Source organism: Nonomuraea sp. K271 (assembly GCF_009908215.1).
Taxonomy (GTDB): Bacteria; Actinomycetota; Actinomycetes; order Streptosporangiales; family Streptosporangiaceae; genus Nonomuraea; species Nonomuraea longispora.
This window is the reverse complement of sequence record NZ_JAAAHR010000075.1, coordinates 1-23724: the sequence shown is the minus strand read 5'-3', so window position 1 is coordinate 23724 and position 23724 is coordinate 1. Positions and strand designations below refer to the sequence as shown.

Annotated in this window: 24 protein-coding genes and 1 riboswitch; of the genes, 6 read left to right on the top strand and 18 right to left on the bottom strand. The window is 70.4% G+C overall.

Annotated elements, in window-relative coordinates; translation table 11 throughout:
* The 4 genes from GUY59_RS24785 to GUY59_RS24770 form a co-directional block, all read right to left on the bottom strand.
* Positions 1-2544 carry an L-aspartate oxidase gene (locus GUY59_RS24785; protein ID WP_138202360.1) on the bottom strand — a complete coding sequence of 848 codons (2544 nt, stop codon included), beginning with the start codon at positions 2542-2544 and terminating at the stop codon, positions 1-3.
* 78 nt (positions 2545-2622) lie between these two features.
* Positions 2623-3459 (bottom strand): pantoate--beta-alanine ligase, encoded by an 837-nt coding sequence (gene panC / locus GUY59_RS24780; RefSeq protein ID WP_138202361.1) that lies wholly within the window; start codon positions 3457-3459, stop codon positions 2623-2625.
* Positions 3460-3478: 19 nt separating this feature from the next.
* Positions 3479-4369: a Rossmann-like and DUF2520 domain-containing protein gene (locus GUY59_RS24775; RefSeq protein WP_138202362.1), complete on the bottom strand. Its 891-nt coding sequence runs from the start codon at positions 4367-4369 to the stop codon at positions 3479-3481.
* 407 nt (positions 4370-4776) lie between these two features.
* Positions 4777-5004 carry a chaplin gene (locus GUY59_RS24770; RefSeq protein ID WP_132332045.1) on the bottom strand — a complete coding sequence of 76 codons (228 nt, stop codon included), beginning with the start codon at positions 5002-5004 and terminating at the stop codon, positions 4777-4779.
* A 171-nt stretch (positions 5005-5175) separates the two neighbouring features.
* Here GUY59_RS24770 and GUY59_RS24765 point away from each other — a divergent pair, with 171 nt between their 5' ends.
* Entirely contained in the window at positions 5176-6138 is a 963-nt protein-coding gene (locus GUY59_RS24765; RefSeq protein ID WP_138202363.1) for an SAM-dependent methyltransferase, read from the top strand.
* Here the strand turns inward: GUY59_RS24765 and GUY59_RS24760 are convergent.
* Positions 6122-7315, bottom strand: coding sequence for a cytochrome P450 (locus tag GUY59_RS24760; RefSeq protein ID WP_138202364.1), 1194 nt, complete (start codon positions 7313-7315; stop codon positions 6122-6124). The two genes, GUY59_RS24765 and GUY59_RS24760, sit on opposite strands and share 17 nt — an antisense overlap.
* Positions 7316-7425: 110 nt before the next feature.
* Positions 7426-7541: riboswitch (SAM riboswitch) on the top strand.
* A gap of 43 nt (positions 7542-7584) precedes the next feature.
* On the opposite strand from GUY59_RS24760, the gene GUY59_RS24755 reads away from it, so the two are divergent.
* On the top strand, positions 7585-8883 hold the full coding sequence (locus tag GUY59_RS24755) for an aminotransferase class V-fold PLP-dependent enzyme (RefSeq protein WP_138202365.1): 1299 nt from the start codon (positions 7585-7587) through the stop codon (positions 8881-8883).
* A gap of 3 nt (positions 8884-8886) precedes the next feature.
* On the opposite strand, the gene GUY59_RS24750 is transcribed toward GUY59_RS24755, so the two are convergent.
* The gene (locus tag GUY59_RS24750) at positions 8887-9513 is read right to left on the bottom strand and encodes a DoxX family protein (protein WP_138202366.1); all 627 of its coding nucleotides are present in this window, start codon (positions 9511-9513) and stop codon (positions 8887-8889) included.
* A 124-nt stretch (positions 9514-9637) separates the two neighbouring features.
* On the opposite strand from GUY59_RS24750, the gene GUY59_RS24745 reads away from it, so the two are divergent.
* The 3 genes from GUY59_RS24745 to GUY59_RS24735 are packed head-to-tail and all read left to right on the top strand — an operon-like array spanning position 9638 to position 12085.
* Positions 9638-10783 (top strand): NADH-quinone oxidoreductase subunit D, encoded by a 1146-nt coding sequence (locus GUY59_RS24745; RefSeq protein WP_138202367.1) that lies wholly within the window; start codon positions 9638-9640, stop codon positions 10781-10783.
* Complete coding sequence (locus tag GUY59_RS24740) at positions 10780-11907, top strand: acyltransferase family protein (RefSeq protein WP_201761301.1); 1128 nt, start codon at positions 10780-10782, stop codon at positions 11905-11907. The genes GUY59_RS24745 and GUY59_RS24740 overlap by 4 nt, the downstream gene beginning before the upstream one ends.
* Positions 11900-12085 (top strand): hypothetical protein, encoded by a 186-nt coding sequence (locus GUY59_RS24735; RefSeq protein ID WP_138202368.1) that lies wholly within the window; start codon positions 11900-11902, stop codon positions 12083-12085. The genes GUY59_RS24740 and GUY59_RS24735 overlap by 8 nt, the downstream gene beginning before the upstream one ends.
* Here the strand turns inward: GUY59_RS24735 and GUY59_RS24730 are convergent.
* The 11 genes from GUY59_RS24730 to dacB all read right to left on the bottom strand — a co-directional run bounded on the left by GUY59_RS24730 (position 12082) and on the right by dacB (position 21761).
* Positions 12082-12537: a DUF3180 domain-containing protein gene (locus GUY59_RS24730; RefSeq protein ID WP_138202369.1), complete on the bottom strand. Its 456-nt coding sequence runs from the start codon at positions 12535-12537 to the stop codon at positions 12082-12084. The genes GUY59_RS24735 and GUY59_RS24730 overlap by 4 nt on opposite strands.
* The gene (gene folK / locus GUY59_RS24725) at positions 12534-13037 is read right to left on the bottom strand and encodes a 2-amino-4-hydroxy-6-hydroxymethyldihydropteridine diphosphokinase (protein ID WP_132332059.1); all 504 of its coding nucleotides are present in this window, start codon (positions 13035-13037) and stop codon (positions 12534-12536) included. The genes GUY59_RS24730 and folK overlap by 4 nt, the downstream gene beginning before the upstream one ends.
* Complete coding sequence (folB, locus tag GUY59_RS24720) at positions 13037-13399, bottom strand: dihydroneopterin aldolase (RefSeq protein WP_132634350.1); 363 nt, start codon at positions 13397-13399, stop codon at positions 13037-13039. Before folB ends, folK begins: the two co-directional genes overlap by 1 nt.
* On the bottom strand, positions 13389-13835 hold the full coding sequence (locus GUY59_RS24715; protein ID WP_138202370.1) for a nuclear transport factor 2 family protein: 447 nt from the start codon (positions 13833-13835) through the stop codon (positions 13389-13391). The genes folB and GUY59_RS24715 overlap by 11 nt, the downstream gene beginning before the upstream one ends.
* Entirely contained in the window at positions 13832-14689 is an 858-nt protein-coding gene (folP, locus tag GUY59_RS24710; RefSeq protein ID WP_442939009.1) for a dihydropteroate synthase, read from the bottom strand. The genes GUY59_RS24715 and folP overlap by 4 nt, the downstream gene beginning before the upstream one ends.
* A gap of 58 nt (positions 14690-14747) precedes the next feature.
* Positions 14748-15326 (bottom strand): GTP cyclohydrolase I FolE, encoded by a 579-nt coding sequence (gene folE, locus GUY59_RS24705; RefSeq protein ID WP_138202371.1) that lies wholly within the window; start codon positions 15324-15326, stop codon positions 14748-14750.
* Positions 15323-17317 carry an ATP-dependent zinc metalloprotease FtsH gene (ftsH, locus tag GUY59_RS24700; RefSeq protein WP_132332067.1) on the bottom strand — a complete coding sequence of 665 codons (1995 nt, stop codon included), beginning with the start codon at positions 17315-17317 and terminating at the stop codon, positions 15323-15325. The genes folE and ftsH overlap by 4 nt, the downstream gene beginning before the upstream one ends.
* A 250-nt stretch (positions 17318-17567) precedes the next feature.
* The gene (gene hpt, locus GUY59_RS24695) at positions 17568-18119 is read right to left on the bottom strand and encodes a hypoxanthine phosphoribosyltransferase (RefSeq protein ID WP_132332068.1); all 552 of its coding nucleotides are present in this window, start codon (positions 18117-18119) and stop codon (positions 17568-17570) included.
* Positions 18120-18129: 10 nt separating this feature from the next.
* Entirely contained in the window at positions 18130-19131 is a 1002-nt protein-coding gene (gene tilS / locus GUY59_RS24690; protein WP_138202372.1) for a tRNA lysidine(34) synthetase TilS, read from the bottom strand.
* Between the two features lie 74 nt (positions 19132-19205).
* Positions 19206-20282, bottom strand: coding sequence for a zinc-dependent metalloprotease (locus tag GUY59_RS24685; RefSeq protein WP_171055449.1), 1077 nt, complete (start codon positions 20280-20282; stop codon positions 19206-19208).
* Positions 20283-20360: 78 nt separating this feature from the next.
* Positions 20361-21761 carry a D-alanyl-D-alanine carboxypeptidase/D-alanyl-D-alanine endopeptidase gene (gene dacB, locus GUY59_RS24680; RefSeq protein ID WP_201761300.1) on the bottom strand — a complete coding sequence of 467 codons (1401 nt, stop codon included), beginning with the start codon at positions 21759-21761 and terminating at the stop codon, positions 20361-20363.
* A gap of 189 nt (positions 21762-21950) precedes the next feature.
* Between dacB and GUY59_RS24675 the strand changes: the two genes are divergently transcribed.
* Entirely contained in the window at positions 21951-22448 is a 498-nt protein-coding gene (locus GUY59_RS24675; protein WP_132342097.1) for an inorganic diphosphatase, read from the top strand.
* 3 nt (positions 22449-22451) lie between these two features.
* Here GUY59_RS24675 and GUY59_RS24670 read toward each other — a convergent pair whose 3' ends face one another.
* Entirely contained in the window at positions 22452-23561 is a 1110-nt protein-coding gene (locus GUY59_RS24670) for a C40 family peptidase (RefSeq protein ID WP_138208779.1), read from the bottom strand.
* Positions 23562-23724 lie beyond the last annotated feature (163 nt).

Below are 23724 nucleotides of genomic sequence, written 5' to 3'. Positions count from 1 at the left end.
TTACCCCCGCAGATCCAGTGCGATGTCAAGGGCCGGCGCCGAGTGCGTAAGCGCTCCCACCGCAAGGTAGTCCACGCCAGTGTCGGCCACATCACGAGCCGATTCCAAGGTCAATCCCCCGCTCGCTTCAAGGGCAACCCTGTTTCCCACCCGCTTTTTCACGATATGTACGGCACGCGCGGTGTCCTCGACCGTGAAGTTGTCCAGCAGGATCTCCTCGGCCCCCTCGTCGAGCACGGCCTCCAACTGGTCCAGCCGGTCGACCTCCACCTCGATCGGCAGGTCGGGAAAACGCTCCCGCACCGCCCTGAACGCCTCGGCCACGCCTCCCGCCGCCACCACGTGGTTGTCCTTGATCAGGGCCGCGTCCGACAACGACATCCGGTGGTTCACGCCGCCGCCGCAGCGCACGGCGTACTTCTCCAGCGCCCGCAGCCCCGGCAGCGTCTTGCGGCTGTCGCGCACGCGCGCCGAAGTGCCGCTGACCGCCTCGACCCACCTGCCGGTCAGCGTCGCCACCCCGGACAGGTGGGTGAGCAGGTTGAGCGCGGTACGCTCGGCCGTCAGCAGCGCCCTGACCGGCCCCTCTACGGTCATCAGCACGTCGCCCGCCCGCACCCGCTCGCCGTCCTTGACCGCGCGCTCCGCCCGGACCGCCCCCAGCCGGACGAACACCGCCTCGGCCACGGCCAGCCCCGCGACGATGCCGTACTTGCGGGCCACCACGTCGGCGACCGCGCGACGGTCGGCCGGGATGGTGGCCAGGCTCGTCACGTCGCCCTCCTCCCCCAGGTCCTCCTCCAGCGCCCGGTCGATCAGCGCGTCCACCTCCGCCGGGTCGAGCCCGGCCGCGGACAGCTCGCCCGCCGCGGCCTCCCGGTCGGCGAGCCGCCGCGAGCCGGCCTCCCCATGTGGTGTGTACGTCATGCGCGGCCCCTCCTCCGTCAGGGTCACGTCGAGGTGACCCAGCCATTCGTCGTCGTCGCGGCTGTCGTGGTCCTCCCGCCAGTGCGAGCCGCGGGTCTCGAGCCTGGCCGTCGCCGCGCCGGTGAGCACCGTGGCGACGGTCAGCAGGTTGGTGGCCTCCCAGGACTCGGTGCACGCGGGCACCGCGACGGGCGTCCAGCGGGCGTCCCGCAGCGCCTTCGCCGTGACCAGCAGCGACTCGCGGCTGCGCAGGACGCTCGCCCCCATGCTCATGTGGCCCTGGATCCTGGGCCTGGTCCGCGGGTCCACCAGGCCGGGCGCCGCCTGTCCCGCCACCGGGTCGCCCGGCTCGGGGCGTACACGATGGATGTCCTCGGCGATGCGCTCGGCGAAGACGAGACCTTCGAGCAGGGAGTTGGAGGCCAGCCGGTTCGCGCCGTGCACGCCGGTGCAGGCCACCTCGCCGCACGCGTACAGACCCTCGATGGAGGTGCGCCCGCGCAGGTCCGTACGGACGCCGCCGCTGGCGTAGTGGGCGGCGGGGGCGACGGGGACCGGTTCGGCGGCCGGGTCGATGCCGTGCTCGCGGCAGACGGCGTAGATCGTGGGGAAGCGGGTCCGCCAGGTGTCGCGGCCGAAGTGCCGCCCGTCGAGGTACACGTGCTCGCGCCCGGTCTCCCGCATCCTGCGCATGATGGCCTTGGCCACGACGTCGCGCGGAGCCAGGTCGGCCAGTTCGTGCTCGCCCGGCATGAACCGTTCCCCGTCGTGGTCGACGAGGAACGCGCCCTCACCCCTGACCGCCTCGGAGATCAGCGGCTGTTGCCCGGTCGATTGGGGGCCGAGCCACAGGACGGTCGGGTGGAACTGCACGAACTCGAGGTCGCGCACCACCGCCCCGGCCCGCAGCGCCAGCGCCACCCCATCGCCGGTGGAGACGGAGGGGTTGGTCGTGGCGGCGTAGACCTGGCCCATGCCGCCGGTGGCCAGCACCACGGCCCTGGCGCGCACCGCGCCCACGCCGTCGCGCGCGCCCTCGCCCATGACGTGCAGCGTCACGCCCCTGGCCCGGCCTTCGGCGTCCTTGAGCAGGTCGAGCACCAGGGCGTGCTCGACCACCTCGATCGACCCTGCGCGGACCGCCTCGACGAGCGCCCGCTGCACCTCCGCGCCGGTGGCGTCGCCGCCCGCGTGCACGATCCGGCGCCTGCGGTGGCCGCCTTCCCTGGTGAGCTGGAGTTCGCCGTCGGGGGCGCGGTCGAAACGCGCGCCCCTGGCCATGAGGCGCCGCAGCGCGTCCGGCCCCTCGCTCACCAGCGTGCGCACCGCCTCCACGTCGCACAGCCCCACCCCGGCGAGCAACGTGTCGCTCAGGTGCTCGTCGGGGGTGTCGTGAGGGTCGAGCACGGCGGCGATGCCGCCCTGGGCCCACCGGGTCGAGCCGGCCGACAACACGTCCTTGGTGACGACCAGGACCCTGGCCTTTGGCTCCAGCTCGGCGAAGCGCAGGGCCGCGGTCAGGCCCGCGATGCCGGAGCCCACGACGACCACGTCGGCCTCGACGGTCCAGCCGGGCGCCGGGGCGGTCAACCGGAGGGGGATCGCCGGTGCACTCATGGGGTCTCCTCAGCGAGGCGATTTCGTCAACATGACGATAACCTGTCCCCCGACGTGGGCTCGCCCCGGGGTGCCCGCTCAGCCGCGGCTCAACGTCACGCTGACGTTGTCGATCAGGCGCGTGGTCCCGACCCTGGCGGCCACCGCGAGCACGGCCATGCCGTCGTACGTCTCGTCCACCTCGGCGAAGGTCGCCGGATCGACGAGGACCAGGTAGTCGACGTCGAGCTCCGGCCCCGCCGCGTCGAGCACCTCCCGCGCCTCGGCGCGGATCCTGGACGGCGTGAGCCCGGCCGCGCCCGCCCGGAGCGCCCGCGAGAGCGCCAGCGCCACCCGCCGGTCGTCATCGGACAGGAACCGGTTGCGGCTGGACAGGGCCAGGCCGTCGGGCTCGCGGACGGTGGGCACGTCGAGGATCTCGATCGGCAGGTCGAGGTCGGCGACCATGCGGCGGATGAGGGCGAGCTGCTGGGCGTCCTTCTGCCCGAACACCGCCAGCCCCGGCTGGACCACGTTGAACAGCTTGAGCACCACGGTGAGCACCCCGTCGAAGTGACCGGGCCGGGCTGCCCCTTCGACGATGGAGCCCATCCGGCCCGCGGTGACGCCCACCTGGCGGTCGGGCGCGTACATGTCCTCGACGGCCGGATGGAACACAACGTCGACGCCCTCGGCACGGCACACGTCGAGATCCGCCTCGAATGTACGGGGATATCGCGAAAAATCGTCATTAGGGGAAAATTGCAGAGGATTGACGAAAATGCTGACCACAACGTGATCGGCCCGAGCGCGGGCCTGCCTGATCAGCGCCTGGTGCCCCTCGTGCAGCGCACCCATGGTCGGCACGAGGGCCACCTCGCCACCACCCCGGGCCTTGACCAGATCTTCCCTATTCCTGGCGACGATCAGCTCCATGCCGGCCCTCTCTCATCCTTTAAGTCCATATGTTGCCCCCCAGCGCGTCGAGCAGCCGCTCCGCCTCCTCGGGCTTGAGCAGCCCCGCCGCGAGCGCCCGGTCCGCCGTGAGCCTGGCCAGCGCGATGTAGGCGTCGGCCGCCTCGGGAGCGGCCAGGATGAGCGCGTCGACGTGCTTGCGTACGGTGCCGGCGTCGCCCCGCACCACCGGGCCGGTGAGCCCACCGATCCCGAGCCGCAGCACGTTGTCGAGCGCGGCGCCGAGCAGCGGCCCCAGCATCCGGCCCGGGTGGTCGACGCCGATGCGCCCGAGCAGGTCAGACGACTCGGCGATGAGCGTGACCATGTGGTTGGCCGCTCCCGCGAGCGCCGCGTGGTAGAGCGGGCGGTCGGCGTCGGCGATCCAGACCGGCTCGCCGCCCATCTCGATCACCAGGGCCTCGGCGATGGGACGCAGCACGTCGGGCGCGGTCACGCCGTAGGAGATGCCGGTGAGCTTGTTGAGATCGTCGTCGCGACCGGTGAAGGTCATCACCGGGTGCAGCGCGAGCGGCAGCGCGCCGGCCTCGGCCGCCGGGTCGAGCACGGACAGCCCGTACGCCCCGCTGGTGTGCACGAGCAGCTTGCCGTGCAGGTCGGCCTTCGTGGACGCCAGCCCGTGAGCCAGGTCGGGCAGCGCGTCGTCGGGAACGGTGAGCAGAATCAGCTGCGCCGCCGCCACGACCTGGTCGGGCCGGGACGGCGTGACACCGAGCCGGTCGGCGGCCCACCGCTGCGAATTGTCGGACACTCCGCTGGCGGCCACCACCTGATGGCCCGCCTGCGCCAGCGCGGCCCCGAGGGCCGAGCCCACCTTGCCCGCACCGAGCACGCCTACGGTCAGCCGTGCCGGGCGATCACCCGCGTCCATGACGTCACCCCTGTCGACTGTGAACGAGAAACCCGCTGGGCGCACTGCCGCTCACGGGGTCTCGACAAATGACGGCACCAGGGCGGCAGCTCGCTGATGCGGGCTTTATCTTTCGTGATGGCGCTGGCGACCAGGGTAACGGCCTGACGGAGCCGAGCATGTGACCGTGCCTTTGCCGCGCGTTGAGTTAACGACAAAAGCGACAAGGGCATACAAAAAACGCACCCCCTGTCGGAAGAGATGAGGAGAGGGGTTCACCGCATGGCAGCGGGCGCCGAGTCCGTCCTCTGGACCCGACGCCCGCGAAAGACGTGAACCTCTTGGAGGTGCACCGGGCCGGCCGACCGCCGACTGACCAGCCCGGGACGGACCCGGGCCGGCCTGCGCCGGCCCGGGCTCCGCCTCACTCAGTGGTGGCTGGGCACGTGGGCGAAGGCGCCGCCCTTGCAGCCGGCGAGCGCGCCGCCGATGACCGCCACCGCGTTGCCACAGACGTTGACGGGGATGGCGATGGGCAGGTGCAGCTGGTTGCCCGAGGCGATGCCACCGGCGCCGCTGGTGATGTCTGCGTGCGCGGGGGCGGCGAGGGACAACATCGCAACGGCTCCGGCGACGGCCATGGCCTTCTTCAGCACGAGGGCTCCTCTCGGTTGCGCGGCCGTCTTGAGGGCCGCGGGGCGTGCTCGACAGGGGACACAAGGAGTGACCACCCGATGACAATAGGTCAACGTTACCCCAACCCGAGTACAGTGAGTAGTCTTTACCTGACGTACTGTGCCCAGCGGAAGTCATGAGATAGTCCAGACATGTGGCTCACCTGGCGCGCCGCCACGCAGCGTGCGCTTTACGGCGAGGCGGGCTTCTACCTACGCGAACGCCCTTCGGGCCACTTCCGCACCTCGGTCAGCGCCTCGGCCGCGTTCGCCGACGCGGTGCTGGCCCTGCTCGCCGAGGTGGACGCCGAGCTCGGCTCCCCCGCCGTGCTCGACCTGGTCGACATCGGCGCGGGCGAAGGGACGCTCGTCACACAGGTCCTGGGCGCCGCCGAGCCCGGCGTGCGCGACCGGCTGCGGGTCACCGCCGTCGACCTCTGCCCCCGCCCCGAGGGCCTGCCCGAGCGCATCCGCTGGCGTCCCGACCTGCCCGCCGCCATCACCGGGCTGGCCATCGCCAACGAATGGCTCGACAACGTCCCGATCGACGTGGTGGAGCAGACCGCCCAAGGACCGCGGCTGATCATGGTCGACGTACGCACCGGCGAGGAGCGGCTAGGCGACCCGCCCGGCCACGCCGACCGCGAATGGCTCGAGCGATGGTGGCCGTTGTGCGGGGTGGGCGCGCGGGCGGAGATCGGGCGACCCCGCGACGAGGCCTGGGCCTCGGTCCTCGCACGCCTGACCAGAGGGCGAGCGATCGCCATCGATTATGCACATCCTGTGGATAACCGCCCGCCGTGCGGCACCCTGACCGGATACCGCGACGGCGCGGTCGTGACCCCCGTCCCCGACGGCACCTGCGACATCACGGCACATGTCGCGCTCGACGCGTGCGCGGAGGCCGGGCGCGAAGCCGGTGCGATATCCACAACCTTGTCCACACAGCGTGACGCGCTCAGGGCCCTCGGCATCACCGGCGCCAGGCCGCCCGCCGACCTGGCCCACGTCGATCCGCGCGGCTACCTGCGCGCCCTGGCCAGAGCCTCCGAGGAGGGCGAACTGATCCATCCGTCGGGGCTCGGCGGCTTCGGCTGGCTCAGCCAGTGGCGGTGAGCTCCAGCGAACGCAGCCCGCGGATGACGTAGCCCGGCTTCCACTCCGGCTCCCGGCGCAGCTCCAGCGTGGCCGCGCGGTCCAGGAGGGCACCGAACGACTCCATCAACTCGATCCTGGCAAGCGGCGCCCCCAGGCAGAAGTGGATCCCGGCGCCGAAGGAGACGTGCGGGTTGTCGGCGCGGCCCACGTCGAGCCTGTCCGGGTCGTCGAACACCGTCTGGTCCCGGTTGGCCGAGCCGAACAACAACGCCACTTCCGCCCCGCGCGGGATCCGCACGCCGTGCACCTCGATGTCCTCCAGCACCCACCGCTCGAACATCTGCAGCGGCGTGTCCCAGCGCATCAGCTCCTCCACGGCCGTGGGCAGCAGCGAGCGGTCCTCGCGCAGCCGTACGAGCTCGGCGGGGTTCCTGAACAGGGCCCACCAGCCGTTGCCGGTCACGTTCACGGTGGCCTCGTGACCGGCGTTGAGCAGCAGGACGCACGTGCCGACCAGTTCGTCCTCGGTCAGCTCGGTGACCTGGGTGAGCGCGCTGATCAGGTCGTCGCCGGGGCGCGGGCGGCGCTCGGCGGCCAGGGCCTTGAGGTAGGCGGCGAACTCCTCCGCCGCGCGCACCGCGGTGTGCTGGGCCTCGGGGGCAGGGTTGAGCTCGTACATGCCACAGATGTCGGCCGACCACGGGCGCAGCAGTTGGCGGTCCTGCTCGGGGATGCCGAGCATCTCGGCGATCACGGTCACCGGCAGCGGTTCGGCGACGTCGGCGATCAGGTCGCCGCCGCCCTTGGCGACGTACGTGTCCACCAGGTCCCGCGCGATGGCGTGGACCCGGGGGCGCAGCGACTCGACCATGCGCGGCGTGAACGCCTTGGACACCAGCCGGCGCAGCCTCGTGTGCACCGGCGGCTCCACGTCGAGCATGCCCGCCCTGATCACCCGCCAGAACGGCTTTTGGAACTCCGGCTCCGGCGGCCTGCCGAACTCCTCGGGCGTGGCCACGTGCAGGTAGGAGCGGCCCAGGCGGCGGTCTCTGAGCAGCGCGTTGACGTCCGCGTGCCGGGAGATCAGCCACTGGTTCGTCGGTTCGAAGTAGCTGACCGGAGCGTCGCGGCGCAGTTCCTCGTAGACGCGGTACGGGTGAGCCACGAAATCCGGATCCCAGGGATCAAAGCGCATCATTTCATCTTAGGAGCGGGATCCTCCCTTTCGGCAGTGCCTTTTTCCTCCAGCGCCTGCTGCCCCCGCTTGCGACGCATGCCCGGGTCCGGGTTATAGTTCGTGACGTAGGTCATGAGTGCCAGCGACAAGCCCCGGCTAGCTGGCCGGCAACCCTCGCGTCCGCGGCGGGGTGCCCCGGGTGAAGACCTGGTCCGTCACGAGGTGTGGCGGGCAAGCGCGGGCTCCGTGGCTGCTCCAGGGGTCCGGCGACCCCGAGGAGAACTGCCGTGTCCACGTTGACGATCTTCACGTCCGCTTCCGCCAGGGCCGCCGAGGCCCCCGCCCCCACGGCCGAGCGACGTGTCCCCGCCGTGCTCGGCGCCGACCTCAAGGTGCCGGTCAAGGGCGGCCGGCTGGTGAGCTACGCCAACCTCGACTACGCCGCCAGCGCCCCCTGTCTGGAGCCGGTCAGCGCGGCCGTCGCCGCCGCGCTCCCGGCCTACTCCAGCGTCCACCGCGGCGCGGGCTACGCCTCCCAGCTCACCACCGCCCGCTACGAGCAGGCCAGGCACACCGTCAGCGCGTTCGCCGGGGCCCGGCCGGGCGACGCCGTCATCTTCACCCGCAACACCACCGACGCCACCAACCTGCTCGCCCGCTGCCTGCCCGAGGGCACGACCACCGTCGTCTTCGACACCGAGCACCACGCCTCGCTCCTCCCCTGGCCCCGGTCCGTACGCCTGGCGCCACCCGCCTTCCCCGGCGAGGCCGTGCGCGCCGCCGACGAGACGCTGGCCGCGATCGACGGGCCCAAACTGCTCGTGGTCACCGCCGCCTCCAACGTCACCGGCGAGTTGTGGCCGATCGCCGCCCTGGCCCACATCGCGCACCGGCACGGGGCCAGGATCCTGGTGGACGCCGCGCAGCTCGCACCGCACCGGCGGCTCAACCTCACCGCGCTCGACCTCGACTACGTGGCGTTCTCCGGGCACAAGCTGTACGCCCCCTTCGGCGCGGGCGTGCTGATCGGGCGGCGTGACTGGCTGGCCGAGGCGGAGCCGTACCTGAAAGGCGGGGGCGCGGTCCGGTCGGTGGCCGGCGGGGTCGAGTGGCACGACGACCCGGAGCCGCGGCACGAGGCGGGCACGCCGAATGTGCTCGGCGCCATCGCGCTGGCCGCCGCCTGCGACGCGCTCTCCGCCACCGGATGGACCCCACTGGTGCGCGAGGAGGAGCGCCTGATCGCCCGGCTGCGGGCCGGTCTCGCCTCGATCGAGGGTGTACGCGAGCTGTCCCTTTGGGGGGACGACCATCCGCGGGTGGGCATCGTGTCGTTCGCCGTCGAGGGGCGAGCGGCCCGCGAGGTGGCCGAGGTGCTGTCCGGGGAGTACGGCATCGGTGTGCGCGACGGCAAGTTCTGCGCGCACCCGTTCGTCCGGCACCTGCTGGGCACGGAGAACGGGCTCCCGGACGGCGGGTGCGAGGACGGCGCCGCGTCGGCGGTGCGCGCCTCGATCGGCATCGGGACCACGCAGGAGCACGTGGACCGGCTGATCGATGCGCTGCGCGACCTCACCGCCCGCTGAAGGTCAGCCCTTGGGCGGTTCGCGGCGTGGTGGCTGCTCGTCGCCGACCAGGGCGTCGATGTCGCGCATGTCCTTGTCGCTGAGGCCGCTGTCCTTCGGCGCGCTCGGCTGCCGGGGCACCTGGGGCGGCTCCTCCTGCGCCGGCAAGGGCGTCGTCGGGCCGCCCCGCCCGGCGGGGGCGTGGGCGGCGAGGTCCGCCTCGGCCGCGCGGCGTTCGGCCCGCCGGCGCGACATCGCGCGGAAGATGCCATCGAGGCCGAACCGGCCGCCGCCCAGGACGAGGAACAGCAGGCTCAGCGAGCCGAGGGCACCCGGCACCTCCCAGCCGTTGTCGGCGGACAGCGGGGTGAGGCCCCAGTGCACGAAGAAGATCGCGCCGAGCATGTTGAGCAGCAGCAGCACCACCACGGGCCTGACCAGCAGGCCGAGGATCAGGAAGATGCCGCCGACGGTCTCCACGACGGTCGCGTACGCGGCGGCCACCTCGGGCGCCGGGATCCCCGACTCCCTGAAGCCCTGCGCGGTGGCGCCCAGGCCGCCCTGCCACTTCTGCCATCCATGGGCCAGGAAGATCACGCCCGTCACCACGCGCGCGACCAGAGCCGCGACGTCGAACAATATTCTCTTCATGGTGATTTCTCCCCCCGTTCCAGATATCCCTCCCCATGTCCGACTTTGGGATGCACACGCATACCAAGGTTTGACGGTCACCCCGCCGCTGGATCGACACCCACGACGGTGGCAGCATGGCCGTATGACGGAACGTGTGGTCGGCATAGGTGCGGGCGCCAAAGAACTGGCCACCGAGGACATGATCCTCAACATCGGCCCGCAGCATCCGTCGACCCACGGGGTGCTTCGGCTCCGGCTCACGCTCGACGGCGAGCGCATCGCCACCGCCGAGCCCATCATCGGCTACATGCACCGCGGCGCGGAGAAACTGTTCGAGGTGCGTGACTACCGCCAGATCATCATGCTCGCCAACCGGCACGACTGGCTGTCAGGGTTCGCCAACGAGCTGGGCGTGGTGCTCGCCGCCGAACGCCTGCTCGGCATGGAGCCCCCGGTCAGGGCCGTGTGGGCGCGCACACTGCTGGCCGAGCTCAACCGGGTGCTCAACCACCTGATGTTCCTCGGCTCCTACCCTCTGGAGCTGGGCGCGATCACCCCGCTGTTCTACGCCTTCGACGAACGCGAGCGCATCCAGGCCGTCATGGAGGAGATCTCCGGCGGGCGCATGCACTACATGTTCAACCGGGTCGGCGGGCTCAAGGAAGACCTGCCGCTCGGCTGGCTCGACCGGGTGTCGGCGGCCGTCGCGCAGACCCGCCGCCGCGTGCCCGACATCGAGAACCTCATCCTGAACAACGACATCTTCCTGGCCCGCACCACGGGGGTCGGCGTGCTCACCCGCGACCAGATCATGCAGTACGGCGTGAGCGGCCCCATCGCCCGCGCCTCCGGCGTCGACTTCGACCTCCGGCGCGACGAGCCCTACCTCGCCTACCCCGAGCTGCCCGTCAAGGTGATCACCAGGAGCGCGGGCGACTGCCACACCCGCTTCGAAGTCCTGCTCGAACAGCTCAAGGTCTCGCTCGACCTGGCCGACGCCTGCGCCGAACGCCTGCGCGCGCTGCCTCCAGGGCCGATCAACCAGCGCCTGCCCAAGGTGCTCAAGGTGCCGGAGGGCCACACGTACGCGTGGACGGAGAACCCGCTCGGCATCAACGGCTACTACCTCGTCTCCAGGGGCGACAAGACGCCGTGGCGGCTCAAGCTGCGCTCCGCCTCCTACAACAACATCCAGGTGCTGCGCGAGATGTTGCCTGGTCACCTGGTGGCCGACATGGTCGCCATCCTCGGCTCGATGTTCTTCGTCGTGGGTGACATCGACAAGTGACGACGCAAGAGCGCGACAAGTACGTCGACTGGCTGCGCGCCCTGAGCCTGATCGTCGTGGTGGTGTGGCACTGGGCGTTCACCATTCTCGAATGGAAGCCGCACGGCCCCGAGCCCACCAGCCCGCTCGGCTTCACCTCGGGACTGTGGATCCTCACCTGGCTGCTGCAGGTGCTGCCGCTGTTCTTCTACGTCGGCGGTCACGTGCACCTGCTGTCCTGGAACCGGGCCAAGACGCGGGGCGTCGGCATCGGCTCGTTCGTCCTGCGGCGCATCCGCGCGCTCGCCTTACCCGCGCTCGTCCTGTCCGGCGTGTGGGCCGTCATCGGGGCTGTCGTCACGTGGGCCTTCGACGTCGACTGGATGTGGCGGGTCGTGCTGCTGGTGCTCAGCCCACTCTGGTTCCTCGGCGTCTACCTGGTGCTGATCGCGCTGCTGCCCGTGGCGCTGTGGCTGCACAACCGCTACGACGTGCTCGCCCTGATCTGGCTCGGCGGCGCCGCCCTGGTGATCGACGTGGTGCGCTTCAGCTACGGCGTCGACCAGGTCGGCTGGCTCAACATGCTCGTCGTCTGGGGGCTGGCGCACCAGGCCGGGTTCTTCTACGACCGGGTCGTGGCGCTGCCCCGCCGCTATGACAAGGGACTGTTGTGGACCGGGCTGTTCGCCCTCTTCGGGCTGGTCTACTCGGGCATCTATCCCGGCTCGATGGTGGGCGTGCCCGGCGACAAGTGGTCGAACATGGCGCCGCCCACGTTCGTGATCGTGGCGCTGCTGCTCTTCCAGATCGGGCTCGTGGAGGTGCTGCGGCCCTCCATGGAACGCGTACTCGTACGGCCGGGCTGGCGCCGGGTCAACGACTTCATCAACCGTTATTCGCTGCCGCTGTTCCTCTTCCACACCACGGGGATGGCGATCGCGCTGGGATTGTCGTGGTGGTGGTTCGGCACCATGGGCACCCAGATCCCGCCCGACCTGAAATGGTGGCTGGAACGCCCCATCGCCATCATCGGCCCGCTGATCTGCACCGCCCCCGTCATCTATCTCTTCGGCCGGCGCCGCACACCTGTGCGCCAAAAGCGGGACGAGGACGTCAGCCGCTCCCTAGGCTCGGAACATGCCTGACATCGGCTTCCACGCCACCGCCGAGGACCTGCGGATCATCCGCGCCGCGCTGCGGGAAGGCGAGCGGCCGAGCGACGTGATCCGCCGCGCGCTGCGCCTGCTGCGCCGGGAGATGTGGCACGACCGCGTGCGGGCCGCCGCCCGGCGCAGCACCGAAGACCTCTCCGGCGAGCACTAGTCGCGCTCCTGCTCCTCCGGCTCCTTGGGGATGCGGCAGGAGTGCTCCAGGTAGAGGGCGGCGCAGACGAGGAGCACGCACGACGCCAGCGACCCCGCGGCGACGAAGAACTCGCCCCGTGGCGTCTCCCGGTCGAGCAGCTGCGCCGTGTGCAGCCCGAACCCGGCGAAGATCCCCCCGAACGCCGCCCCCGCGTACGCCGACGCCTTCGCCAGCGCCGCCAGCCGGGCCACCGCCATCGGCTCCACCGGCTTGGTGCCGGGCTTTCTCTCGATCCTGGCCTTGGTCAGCCAGGCGGTGTAGCCCTCGCCGATGGCCAGCAACGTCACCGTGGGGATCGCGGTCCACGGCATCAGCGGCAGGTCGGAGTAGACGGGCTGGATCACCACCCAGGTGAGCAGCGCGACGACGACGAGGATGCCGACCAGATGGCCGGGATGTGTGGGCCTCAATCCGGCCTCTGCAGCTTGAGGTCGTCGCGCAGGCGTACGCCCTGCCGGTCGAGCCCCTCCAGCAGGTCGGCCACCCGGCCGCGGCCGGGCAGCACCGCCTCGGGATCGGCCTTCGACCAGGGCACCAGCACGAACGCGCGCTCGTGGGCGAGCGGATGCGGCAGCGTCAGCTCGGGGTCGTCGCTGACGAGCTCGCCCACCGCCACCAGGTCGACGTCGAGAGTGCGCGGCCCCCACCGTTCGCCCCGGACCCTGCCGAAGGCGTCCTCGACGTTGAGCGCCCGCTCCAGCAGCCGGAAGGGCTCCAGCGTGGTCTCGGCGATCACGATCGCGTTGAGGTAGGGGCGCTGCCCGGACGGGCCGCCGACGGGGTCGGTCTCGTAGACGGGGGACGCCTGCACGAACCTCAGCCCAGGGGCGTCGAACAGGGTGTCGACGGCGCCCTGCAACGTCTGGAAGCGGGCCCCCAGGTTGCTGCCCAGGGCGATGACGGCCTTCATCAGCGGCTCCGCTCGATCGTCACGACCACATCGTCGAAGGGCAGCGGAATGGGTGCCGCCGGCTTGTGCACGCTCACCTCGGCCCTGTGCACCAGCTCATTCGCCAGGCACACCTCGGCCAGCCGCTGCGCGAGCGTCTCGATCAGCTCGACCGGCTCGCCCTCCACGACCTTGACGAGGGCCTCGGCCAGCTCGCCGTAATGGACGGTCTTGGTGAGGTCGTCGCCGGCCGCCGCCGGCGCGGTGTCGAGGAACAACGTCGCGTCGATGACGAACTCCTGCCCGAGCTCCCGCTCGGCAGCGAGGACGCCGTGTCTCCCCCGGGCCCGCAGGCCCTTGAGGGCGATGCGATCAGCGCTCAAGCTCGCCGTCCTCCTCCTCGTCGTCATCGCTCTGGAGCACGGGCGAGCCATGGTGCATCCACAACCGCCACCCCTGCGGGGTGCGGAGGTAGACGTTGCTGGCCACCACCTTGCCCGCGGCGAAGCTGGACTCGCCCTCCTCGCCCGCGGTGAGGATGTTCTCCACGCAGGTGAGCACGGCCACGTCGCCCAGCACGGTCGTGTTGACGTCGGTCAGCACGAACTGGATGTAGGTGGTGTTGGCCATGATCAACGCCCATGACCGCAGCACCTCCGAGCGGCCCGTCAGCAGGGTCCAGCCCGGGTGCACGCAGCTCACCTGCTCGTCACCGGAGTCTTCCGCCCAGATCTCGGTCATCTTGTCGAGATCGGCGTTCTCGATAGCGGCGTAGAACTCCTGGTTCACCGTCTCGATAGCGGCGGTGTCGACGCTCATGTGTTGGCTCCGGCTCTCTTCCATGCGGCGGCCACGCGCACGGCATCGGCATTGGGACCTACCTCGTGCACGCGCACGCACCAAGCGCCCGCGTGGGCGGCCAGCGCGGTCACCGCCAAGGTCGCGTCGTCGCTGCGGCTGAACGGCCGGGGTGTGCCGTCGGGGCCGGCCAACAGTCGGCCGAGGAACCGTTTGCGCGACGCGCCCACCAATAGCGGATAACCCAGTTCGGCGAGCTTCGGGATGCCGGCCAGCAGTGCCCAGTTGTGGTCGGCGTTCTTCGCGAATCCGAGACCGGGGTCGATCACGATCTGCTCCTCCGTGACGCCCTCCGCCAGCACCAGATCGACCCGTTTGCTCAGCTCTTCGCGGACCTCGGTGACCACGTCGGCGTAGACGGCGCGGCTGTCCATGTCGTGGCTGTGGCCGCGCCAGTGCATCACGACGTAGGGGACTCCGGTCGCGGCGACCGCGCGGGGCATGTCGGGGTCGGCCAGCCCGCCGCTCACGTCGTTGACGAGCCGCGCGCCCGCCTCGACCGCGGCCCTCGCGACCTCCGCCCGCATCGTGTCGACGCTGACCCGCACACCCTCCGCGTCGAGCGCCCTGATCACCGGGAGAATCCGGGTGAGCTCCTCCTGCAGGGACACCCTGGCGGCCCCGGGACGGGTGGACTCGCCGCCCACGTCGACGATGTCGGCGCCCTCACGGACCAGGTCGAGGCCGTGCTGGATCGCGGCCTCCTCGTCGAACCATCGCCCGCCGTCGGAGAACGAATCGGGCGTCACATTGACCACGCCCATGACGAGGCACCGATCCGCGCCTTCCGGCACGTTCATGGGCACGCTAGTCATGGGCCAAGCCTAGGCGCTTCCCGACACGTGATGACATCGTGGGTACCCCGTTCCGTCATCAGCGGTGGAGAATCAGCGCCATTGCCTCGGAACGGGTCTTGTCGCTGGTGCGGAAGTCACCGCGGACCGCCGAGGTCACGGTCTTGGCACCGGGCTTGCGCACCCCACGCATCGTCATGCACAGGTGCTCGGCCTCGACCACCACGATGACCCCGCGCGGCTCCAGCACCCGCATGAGCGCGTCGGCGATCTGCGAGGTCATGCGCTCCTGCACCTGGGGACGGCGGGCGAACACGTCGACCAGGCGGGCCAGCTTGGACAGGCCCGTCACCTCACCGCGCTGGTTGGGGATGTAGCCCACGTGGGCCACCCCGTGGAACGGGACCAGATGGTGCTCGCAGGTCGAGTAGACCTCGATGTCCCTGACGAGCACCATCTCGTCGTGGTCGACGTCGAAGACCTTGGTCAGCACGTCCTCGGGCGTCTGGCCGAGCCCTGAATATTGCTCGGTCATGGCGCGGGCGACCCGGGCAGGCGTGTCGAGGAGGCCGTCGCGGTCGGGATCCTCGCCGATGGCGGCGAGGATCTCGCGTACGGCCTTCTCGATCCGGCCCTGGTCGATGTCGTGCTGCGTCACGCACTGTCTCCGGACGGAAGGGCGTCCTGGTGGCCCGTGGTGAGCGAGCCGTTGGCCGACTGCTCCTTCGGGGTCAGGATCGGCGGGCGGTCGGAGGGCAGCCGCTTGCCGTAGCCCGCATAGGACGGACGGTGCTCCCTGATGACCACCGGGCTGAAGATCTGGAGCACCTGCTCACGGGAGAGGGTCTCCTTCTCCATGAGCTCGAGCACCAGGTTGTCGAGCACGTCGCGGTATTCGACCAGGATGTCCCAGGCCTGGTCGTGCGCCGTCTCGATCATCCGGCGGACCTCCTCGTCGATCGTGGAGGCGATCTTCTCGGAGTAGTCGCGCTCGTGGCCCATCTCGCGGCCCAGGAAGACCTCCGCCTGGCCGCTGCCGAACTTGCGGGCGCCGAGCTGCTCGCTCATGCCGTATTCGGTCACCATGCGGCGGGCGACGGCCGTGGCCTTCTCGATGTCGTTGGAGGCGCCGGTGGTCGGCTCGTGGAAGACGAGCTCCTCCGCCGCCCGGCCGCCGAGCAACATCGCGAGCTGGTCCATCATCTCCGACCTGGTGGCCAGGAACTTGTCCTCCATCGGCAGCGTCATCGTGTAACCGAGCGCGCGGCCACGGGACAAGATCGTGATCTTGTGCACCGGGTCGGAGTTGGGCAACGCGTGCGCCACCAGCGCGTGACCGCCCTCGTGATAGGCGATCATCTTCTTTTCCTTGTCGGACATGACCCGCGTCTTGCGCTCGGGCCCTGCCATGACGCGGTCGATCGACTCCTCGAGAAGCTCCATCGTGATCAGCTTCTGGTCGGCCCGCGCGGTGAGCAGGGCCGCCTCGTTGATCACATTGGCGAGGTCGGCGCCGGTGAAGCCGGGGGTGCGCCGCGCGATCACGTCGAGGTCGACGTCGGGAGCGAACGGCTTGCCCCGCCCGTGCACCTTGAGGATGCCCTTGCGGCCCTCGAGGTCGGGCCGGTCGACGGTGACCTGCCGGTCGAAACGCCCAGGACGCAGCAGCGCCGGGTCGAGGATGTCGGGCCGGTTGGTGGCCGCGATGAGGATCACGCCGCCCTTGACGTCGAAGCCGTCCATCTCGACGAGCAGCTGGTTGAGCGTCTGCTCGCGCTCGTCGTGACCGCCGCCCAGGCCGGCGCCGCGGTGGCGGCCGACCGCGTCGATCTCGTCGATGAAGATGATCGCCGGGGCGTTGGCCTTGGCCTGCTCGAACAGGTCACGAACACGCGAGGCGCCGACACCGACGAACATCTCGACGAAGTCGGAACCGGAGATCGAGTAGAACGGCACGCCGGCCTCACCCGCGACCGCGCGAGCCAGCAGCGTCTTGCCGGTGCCGGGCGGGCCGTAGAGCAGCACGCCCTTGGGGATCTTGGCGCCGATCGCCTGGAACTTGGACGGAGCCTGCAGGAACTCCTTGATCTCCTGCAACTCCTCGATGGCCTCGTCGGCGCCCGCGACGTCGGAGAAGGTCGTCTTGGGGGTGTCTTTGGTGATCAGCTTGGCCTTCGACTTGCCGAAGTTCATCACCCGAGAGCCGCCGCCCTGCATCTGGTTCATGATGAACAGGAAGATCAGCACGATGATGACGATCGGCAGGAAGCTCACCAGGAGGCTCACCAGGAAGTTTTCCTGCGGCACCTCGGTGGCGAAGCTCTTCGTCTTGCCCGCGTCGACCTGAGCCTGGAGCTCGTCGGTCAGCTTGCTGCCGTAACCGGTGACCCAGTCGGACTGGATCAGCTTCGTCGGGGCGTCGCCGGCCTTGACCACGACGGGACTGGTCAGCGTCACCTCGATCCGGTTGTCCTTGTCGATGATCTTGGCGTTGCTGACGTTTCCGGCGCGAATCTGCTGAAGAACCAAGGACGTGTCGGCCGGCTTGTAATTGCCGCCACCGCTCCAGAGCTGGGTGACGAGCAGGAGCAGCACGACGATGCCCAGGATCCACAGCAGTGGCCCACGTGTAAATCGCTTGAGATCCATCCGATGCGGAACCCCTTGCGGGCCCGTCCCTTCCTGACCATGGCCTGTGAAACCCCGGGTCGCCCCGGGGCCGCGGCATCCGACACCGCGAGTTCTGACTACCCGAAGGGGACACGGGGTCACCCTTCAGGAGTCCGAAGGTACACCGGCACAGCGCACGGAGGGACCCGCCCGCTACACCGGTCTTGCCCTATCAACGTACGTCACGTTGCGCAGTGTTCCCGGCCCGCCGGGAACACCGGCGGAATCGCTAGGTGTAAACGTGCGGAGCCAGCGTGCCGATGAAGGGCAGATTGCGGTATCGCTCCGCGTAGTCGAGGCCGTAACCGATGACGAACTCGCTGGGAATGTCGAAACCCACGTATTTCACCTCGATAGGCACCTTCACCGCGTCAGGTTTGCGCAGCGCGGCGCAGATCTCCAGCGAGGCCGGATTGCGCGATTTCAGGTTTTCCAGCAGCCAGTGCAGGGTCAGACCGGAGTCGATGATGTCCTCGACGATCAGCACATGGCGGTCGAGGATGTCGGTGTCGAGGTCTTTCAGCACGCGTACGACACCCGACGACCTCGTGCCGGCACCGTACGACGACACCGCCATCCAGTCCATCTGCACGGGCACGTGCAGAGCCCTCGCCAGGTCGGCCATCACCATGACCGCGCCCTTCAACACGCCCACGAGCAGGACTTCCTTGCCTGCATAGTCCTCGTCGATCCGGCCGGCGAGCTCTTTGATCCTGACCTGGAGATCTTCCTCGGAGATGAGGACCTTTTCCAGGTCATTGCCCATGTCGGCAGCGTCCACCTGTGGTTCCTTACGGGATGGGACTGATGGCGAGTATCAGGGTGCCATACCGCCGCACGGCCGACAGACCCCCGGGCAGGTCCACCGCCTTCTGCCCGTGCCACCGCGTGACCAGCCGGTCCACGGCCAGCACGTGGGCGGCCGACAGCGCTCCCGGCGGTGCTCCCGCAGCGATGGCCGCGCGGCGCAGGACCCGCCGCCTGACGGCGTCGGGCAACCTCTCCAGCTCGCCCACGGACAACCTGACCGACCCCTCGATATCGCTTAGAGCGCAATTTCGGTACGCCGAATCCGCCCACCCGTCCAGTGCGTCGGCGTCCTCGCGCGCCATCCCCGCGGTCCTCGCGAGCGCCTCCGCGACCCCAGGGCCCAGCTCCTTCTCCAGCACCGGCAGCACGTGCCTCCTGACGCGCACCCTCGTGAAGCGGGGATCGTCGTTGTGCGGGTCGTCCCACGGGGACAGGCCCAGCGCCCGGCAGGCGGCGACCGTGGTGGCCCGTGAAAGACCGAGGAACGGCCGCAGATGACGCCCGCTGCTCGCCGCCATGCCCGACAACGAACGCGGCCCGCTCCCCCTCGCCAGGCCGAGCAGGACCGTCTCCGCCTGGTCGTCCCTGGTGTGCCCGAGCAGGACCGCCGTCGCCCTGAGCCGGTCGGCCGCCTCCGTCAGCGCCGCGTAGCGCGCGTCCCTGGCCGCCGCCTCGGGACCGCCCGCCGTACCCACCGTCACCGTGAGCACCTCCACCGGATCGAGGCCCATGCCGCGTGCCGCCTCCGCCACCGTCGCGGCGCGCTCGGCCGAGCCCGGCTGCAGCCCGTGGTCCACGGTCAGCGCCCCCGCCCGCAGCCCCATCCGGGAAGCCACGAACGCCAGGGCGGCCGACAGGGCAAGGGAGTCGGCTCCGCCGCTGCACGCCGCCAGGACCAGCGCGCCCTTCTCGACGCCGGCCAGCGCCTCGCGCACAGCCCTGCGTACGTCGGCGACTGCTGGATGTGGCCCCACGCAGCCCATTGTCCCGGCTCACGCCGCCGCCGGGAAACGCCGGGCTCCACCGCGCAGCCCTGAGGACAGCGCGGTGAGGCGGGTCAGGCGGGCAGGGCCGGGGTGCCCATGACGCGGGAGACCCACCGGTCGGGGTCGGAGATCTCCTGCGTCGTCGGCAGTGTCTCGGGCGAGGTCCAGACCTTGTTGAAGCCGTCCATGCCGACCCGGTCGACCACGGTGCGGACGAACGCCGAGCCCTCCGCGTACTGCTTCATCTTGACCTCGATCCCCAGCAGCCGCCTGACCGTGCGGTCGAGGCGGGAGCCACCCTCGCGGCGCTGGGCGAACTTGGAGCGGATGTCGGCGACCGACGGCACCACGGACGGGCCGACGGCGTCCATCACGTAGTCGCCGTGCCCTTCGACCAGGGTCATCACGGCCGTCAGGCGGTCGAGGATCTCCTTCTGGCCGGGCGACTGGATGGCGTCGATGAGGTTGCCCTCGCCGCCGCGCACCACGTCGGCCACCGTGTCGGCGGCGTTGCGCAGGCGTTCGAGCAGCGTGGGCAGGTCGAGGTCGGAGGCCAGCAGGAACTCGGTCATCTGCGAGCGCACGTATTCGCGCAGCCACGTCACGCCCGTGAACTGGACGCGGTGGGTCTCCTCGTGCAGGCAGACCCACAGGCGGAAGTCGTGCGGGTTGACGGCCATCTCGCGCTCGGCGTGCACGATGTTGGGCGCGACCAAGGTCAGGCGGCCCGTCGGCTCCTCACCCGTCGGGTCGGGCGGAAGGAACAGCTCGTACTGGCCCAGCACGCGCGAGGCCAGGAACGCCAGGACGGCGCCGACCTCGACGCCCGTGATGCGGGAGCCCACGGCCGTGACGATGGCGGGCGGCGGGTTGTCGCCGCTGCTCATGCGCTGGGTCAGGGGTTCGAGCACCACGCGGAAGCCCTCGACGTTGGCCTTGATCCAGCCCGGCCGGTCGACGATGGTCGCGGGCTGTGGCGCGGTGTCGGTGTGAATTTGTGTGAACTCGCGCACGTGGCCCTCGGCCTCACGTGACAGGGTGCGGAGCTCGGTGACGGCCTGCCTGGCCTCCTCCCGGCTCACCTGAGGACCGGGGCGCACCAGGCGCGTGCCGGTCGTGACGGCCAGATCCCAGTCGATCACCTGCATAACGTCCACCGTACGTGCTTCTCGTCGTGCCCGCGAAGGACCGGCCGAGCCGCGATCCGCAGGATCGCCATGTGCGTCTCAGTTGCGGGCGACGATGGCGGCGAGGCGGTCGAGTACGGGTTCGGCGTTGACGGGCACGTGGTCGGCCATGAAGGCGAAGGTGACCAGCCGCCCGTCCTTGGTGGTGGCGAGCCCCGCCAGGGTGTTGACGTTGTTGAGTGTGCCGGTCTTGGCGCGTACGAGCCCGACCTGACCCTTGCTGTCGGCGGCGGTGAAGCGGCGGCCGTTGCCGAGGGTGCCGGAGAAGCCGGCTATGGGCATGCCGGAGGCGATGGCGTGCAGGTCGGGGTGGTCGGCGGAGCCGCCCATCGCGATGATCTTGGCGAGGGCGCGGGGGCTGATGCGGTTGCGGATGGAAAGGCCGCTGCCGTCGGAGAGCGCGGTCACGCCCTGGGCGGCCCCGAGCCGCTGGAGTACGGCGGTCACGCCCTTGGCGCCCCCTTCGAAGGAGCCCGGCTGACCTTCCTTGATGGCGACGTGTCTCATCAGCGCCTCGGCCATGTCGTTGTCGCTCTCGGTCAGGGTGTGCTCGACGAGGGCGTAGATGGGGGCGGAGTCGACCCGGCCGAGTTCGGCGGCGCCGGCGGGGGCCTCGCCCTGGCGTACGGACTTCGACACCGCGATGCCCTCCTTCCTGAGGAGTCTGGCGAAGGCCGTGGCGGCGTATTGGGGCGGGTCGTCGACTCTGGGGGCGTTGTGGCGGGGGTGCCGGCGGCCTTCGTCGATGGCGAGGGCGTGGACGGTCGCCACGTTGCCGTCGGGGATGTAGCCGGGTTTCCAGCCGTCGGCCTTGACGGGGCCGGCGAAGTGCGAGGTGTCGTACGAGAGGGTGACCTTCTTGATGTTCCGGGACTCCAGCGTGGCGGCGGTGCGGGCGGCCAGCGTGCGGAGGGAGGCCTGCTTCGGGTAGCGGGGCTTGGCGGAGGGGCCGGCGAGCAGCGGGTCGCCGCCGCCGACGAGGACGACCGTGCCGGGTTTGGAGCCCTGGACGGCCTTGGTGGACAGGCGGGTGTCGGGCCCCAGCGAGGCGAGCGCGGCGGCGCAGACGGCGATCTTCGTCGTCGATGCGGGCACGAAGGCGGCGTCGGCGTTGGAGGCGAAGATCTGCTGGCCGGTGGCCGCGTCGAGCACGACGGCGCCGACCCTGTCGCCCAGCGCCCGGTCACCCAGGGCGCGGGTGAGCTGTCGCGTCAAAGTACTCTTGGTGGGGAGAGGTCCGTCTCCGGGCTTCACCGGAAGCTGGGCCAGCACAGGTCCCGCGGTGACCACGGGGGCGGGGGGAGACTCTTCCTGCGGCGACTCCGTCGGCCCGCCCGGTGGAGACTGCCCCGTCAATGCGCTGAGGCTGAAGCCGGTGTTCATCGCGTAAACGCCGATGACGATGGTGAGGGCTTGGAGCACGACGAGGGTGGTCAGCATCACCCACCTGTCGTGCCGCGCCACGTCGCCTGCCCTCTCTTCTGTGTTCGCCTACGAGACATTAACGCCCAGCCGGGGGTGCCCGGGGGCTGAGCGGGGGAGAGCAGCGCTGACCGGGCCCCGGTGAGGCGGTTGACCGCGTGCTGGGACGCCCTGCGAGGCGCTCTCGACCCATGAGAGAGGACCGCGGTGGAGTTCGACGTTGTCGTAGAGATTCCCAAGGGGCAACGGAACAAGTACGAGGTGGACCACGAGACCGGAAAGATCAGGCTCGACCGGTTGTTGTTCACCTCCACGCAGTACCCCGCCGACTACGGCTTCATCGAGAACACCCTCGGTGAGGACGGCGACCCGCTGGACGCGCTGGTGCTGCTGCAGGAGCCGACGTTCCCGGGCTGCTACATCACGTGCCGGGCGGTGGGCATGTTCAGGATGACCGACGAGAAGGGCGGCGACGACAAGGTCCTGTGCGTGCCCTCGACAGACCCCCGTATGCACCACATCCAGGACATCCATCACGTGTCGGAGTTCGACCGGCTGGAGATCCAGCACTTCTTCGAGGTCTACAAGGACCTGGAGCCGGGCAAGTCGGTCGAGGGCGCCAACTGGGTGGGGCGGATCGAGGCCGAGGCCGAGATCGAACGTTCCTTCCGCCGGGCCAAGGACGAGGGACACGACGGTCACTGACGGTCAGCGGGGCCTGGTGGCGCCCACCAGGTCCCCGCGGTAGATCGAGGCCACCCGTACGACGTCGCCGGTCTGCGGCGCGTGCACCATCTGGCCCCGGCCGACGTAGATCCCCACGTGGTGGATGGTGCCGGGGTCGTCGCTGATGTGGCCGAAGAACACCAGGTCGCCGCGGCGCAGCTGGTCGAGCGGCACGTGCGGGCCTGACGTCCACTGGGTGCCGGTCCAGTGGTCGAGCCGCACGCCGACCTTCTCCCAGGCGCGCATGGTGAGCCCCGAGCAGTCGTAGGTGTCGGGGCCGTCGGCCGCCCACACGTACGGCTTGCCGAGCTGGGTGAGCGCCCAGTTGGCCGCGACGTCCCCCAGGGCGGAGCCGCGGGAGACGAGCCCGGAGACCGACGCGGCGGCGGCCTTGCGGCGGGCCAGCAGCTGGGCGCGGGTGCGGGCGGCGTCGACCTTGTGCTGGAGGTGTTTCTCGCGGGCTCGCAGTGCTTTCGTGTCGCGCCGCTGCCTGGCCACGGCCTCCTTCGCGGCGATCTTGGCGTGCCTGGCGCGTTCGGTGGCGGCTCTGCGGGCGGCGTAGGCGTTGGCGGCCTGGGTACGCAGGATGCCCGCGACCTCCTGGGCGTCGCGCATCCTGGCGAGGACCGCGGCCCGTTCGCTGCTCATGTGTTCGAGCACGCCGGCCCGGTGGAGCATGCCGGCCGTCTCGCCGTGGTCCATGAGCATGCCGAGGAACGGCTCGGTCATGGCCGCGCCACCGTAGGTCTCCGCCGCCAGCAGCGCGACGTCGTGCCGGGCCAGCTCGACCTCGGCGTCGGCCGCCGCGAGGCGTGCCCTGGCCTGCTGGTCGGCCTGCTCGGCCTGCCGGAGCCGGACGAGCTCCCCGTTGTAGGCCTCCACGAGCCGCTCGACCTCGGCCGCCAGCCGGCCGAGCCGTGACTGGGCGGTGGCCAGCCTGGCACTGGTCTCCCCCAGCCGCTTGGAGCGTTCGCGTACGGCCTGGCGGGCCTTCTTGACGTCACGCGAGGAGGGGGCGGGCTCGGCGTGCACCGGTGGGCACGTGCCGGCCAGCAGGCAGACCGCGAGCAGCCCGGCCTGGAATGCGCGCATAGGTCCCCCTGGAAGCGGATGGTCACTCTATGCACACAGTCCCCGTGGGTTCACCTGCGTAACACGGGTTTACGCAGGTCAGCCGCTTTCCGTAGGAGTTGACGAGGGTTCCGCGGTGGGGGGCGGGGTGGTCGTTTGCGTCGGCTTGGTGATGGTCGGGGTG

Coding starts and splice junctions, on each gene's coding strand:
- GUY59_RS24715 (WP_138202370.1), bottom strand. CDS start 13,835: ATGAGCGTCGACACCGCCGCTATCGAGACGGTGAACCAGGAGTTCTAC.
- panC (WP_138202361.1), bottom strand. CDS start 3,459: ATGGAGCTGATCGTCGCCAGGAATAGGGAAGATCTGGTCAAGGCCCGG.
- GUY59_RS24670 (WP_138208779.1), bottom strand. CDS start 23,561: ATGCGCGCATTCCAGGCCGGGCTGCTCGCGGTCTGCCTGCTGGCCGGC.
- GUY59_RS24685 (WP_171055449.1), bottom strand. CDS start 20,282: ATGCAGGTGATCGACTGGGATCTGGCCGTCACGACCGGCACGCGCCTG.
- ftsH (WP_132332067.1), bottom strand. CDS start 17,317: ATGGATCTCAAGCGATTTACACGTGGGCCACTGCTGTGGATCCTGGGC.
- GUY59_RS24735 (WP_138202368.1), top strand. CDS start 11,900: ATGCCTGACATCGGCTTCCACGCCACCGCCGAGGACCTGCGGATCATC.
- GUY59_RS24785 (WP_138202360.1), bottom strand. CDS start 2,544: ATGAGTGCACCGGCGATCCCCCTCCGGTTGACCGCCCCGGCGCCCGGC.
- folP (WP_442939009.1), bottom strand. CDS start 14,689: ATGACTAGCGTGCCCATGAACGTGCCGGAAGGCGCGGATCGGTGCCTC.
- GUY59_RS24745 (WP_138202367.1), top strand. CDS start 9,638: ATGACGGAACGTGTGGTCGGCATAGGTGCGGGCGCCAAAGAACTGGCC.
- GUY59_RS24760 (WP_138202364.1), bottom strand. CDS start 7,315: ATGCGCTTTGATCCCTGGGATCCGGATTTCGTGGCTCACCCGTACCGC.
- GUY59_RS24775 (WP_138202362.1), bottom strand. CDS start 4,369: ATGGACGCGGGTGATCGCCCGGCACGGCTGACCGTAGGCGTGCTCGGT.
- folK (WP_132332059.1), bottom strand. CDS start 13,037: ATGAAGGCCGTCATCGCCCTGGGCAGCAACCTGGGGGCCCGCTTCCAG.
- dacB (WP_201761300.1), bottom strand. CDS start 21,761: ATGCTGACCACCCTCGTCGTGCTCCAAGCCCTCACCATCGTCATCGGC.
- GUY59_RS24765 (WP_138202363.1), top strand. CDS start 5,176: ATGTGGCTCACCTGGCGCGCCGCCACGCAGCGTGCGCTTTACGGCGAG.
- GUY59_RS24750 (WP_138202366.1), bottom strand. CDS start 9,513: ATGAAGAGAATATTGTTCGACGTCGCGGCTCTGGTCGCGCGCGTGGTG.
- tilS (WP_138202372.1), bottom strand. CDS start 19,131: ATGGGCTGCGTGGGGCCACATCCAGCAGTCGCCGACGTACGCAGGGCT.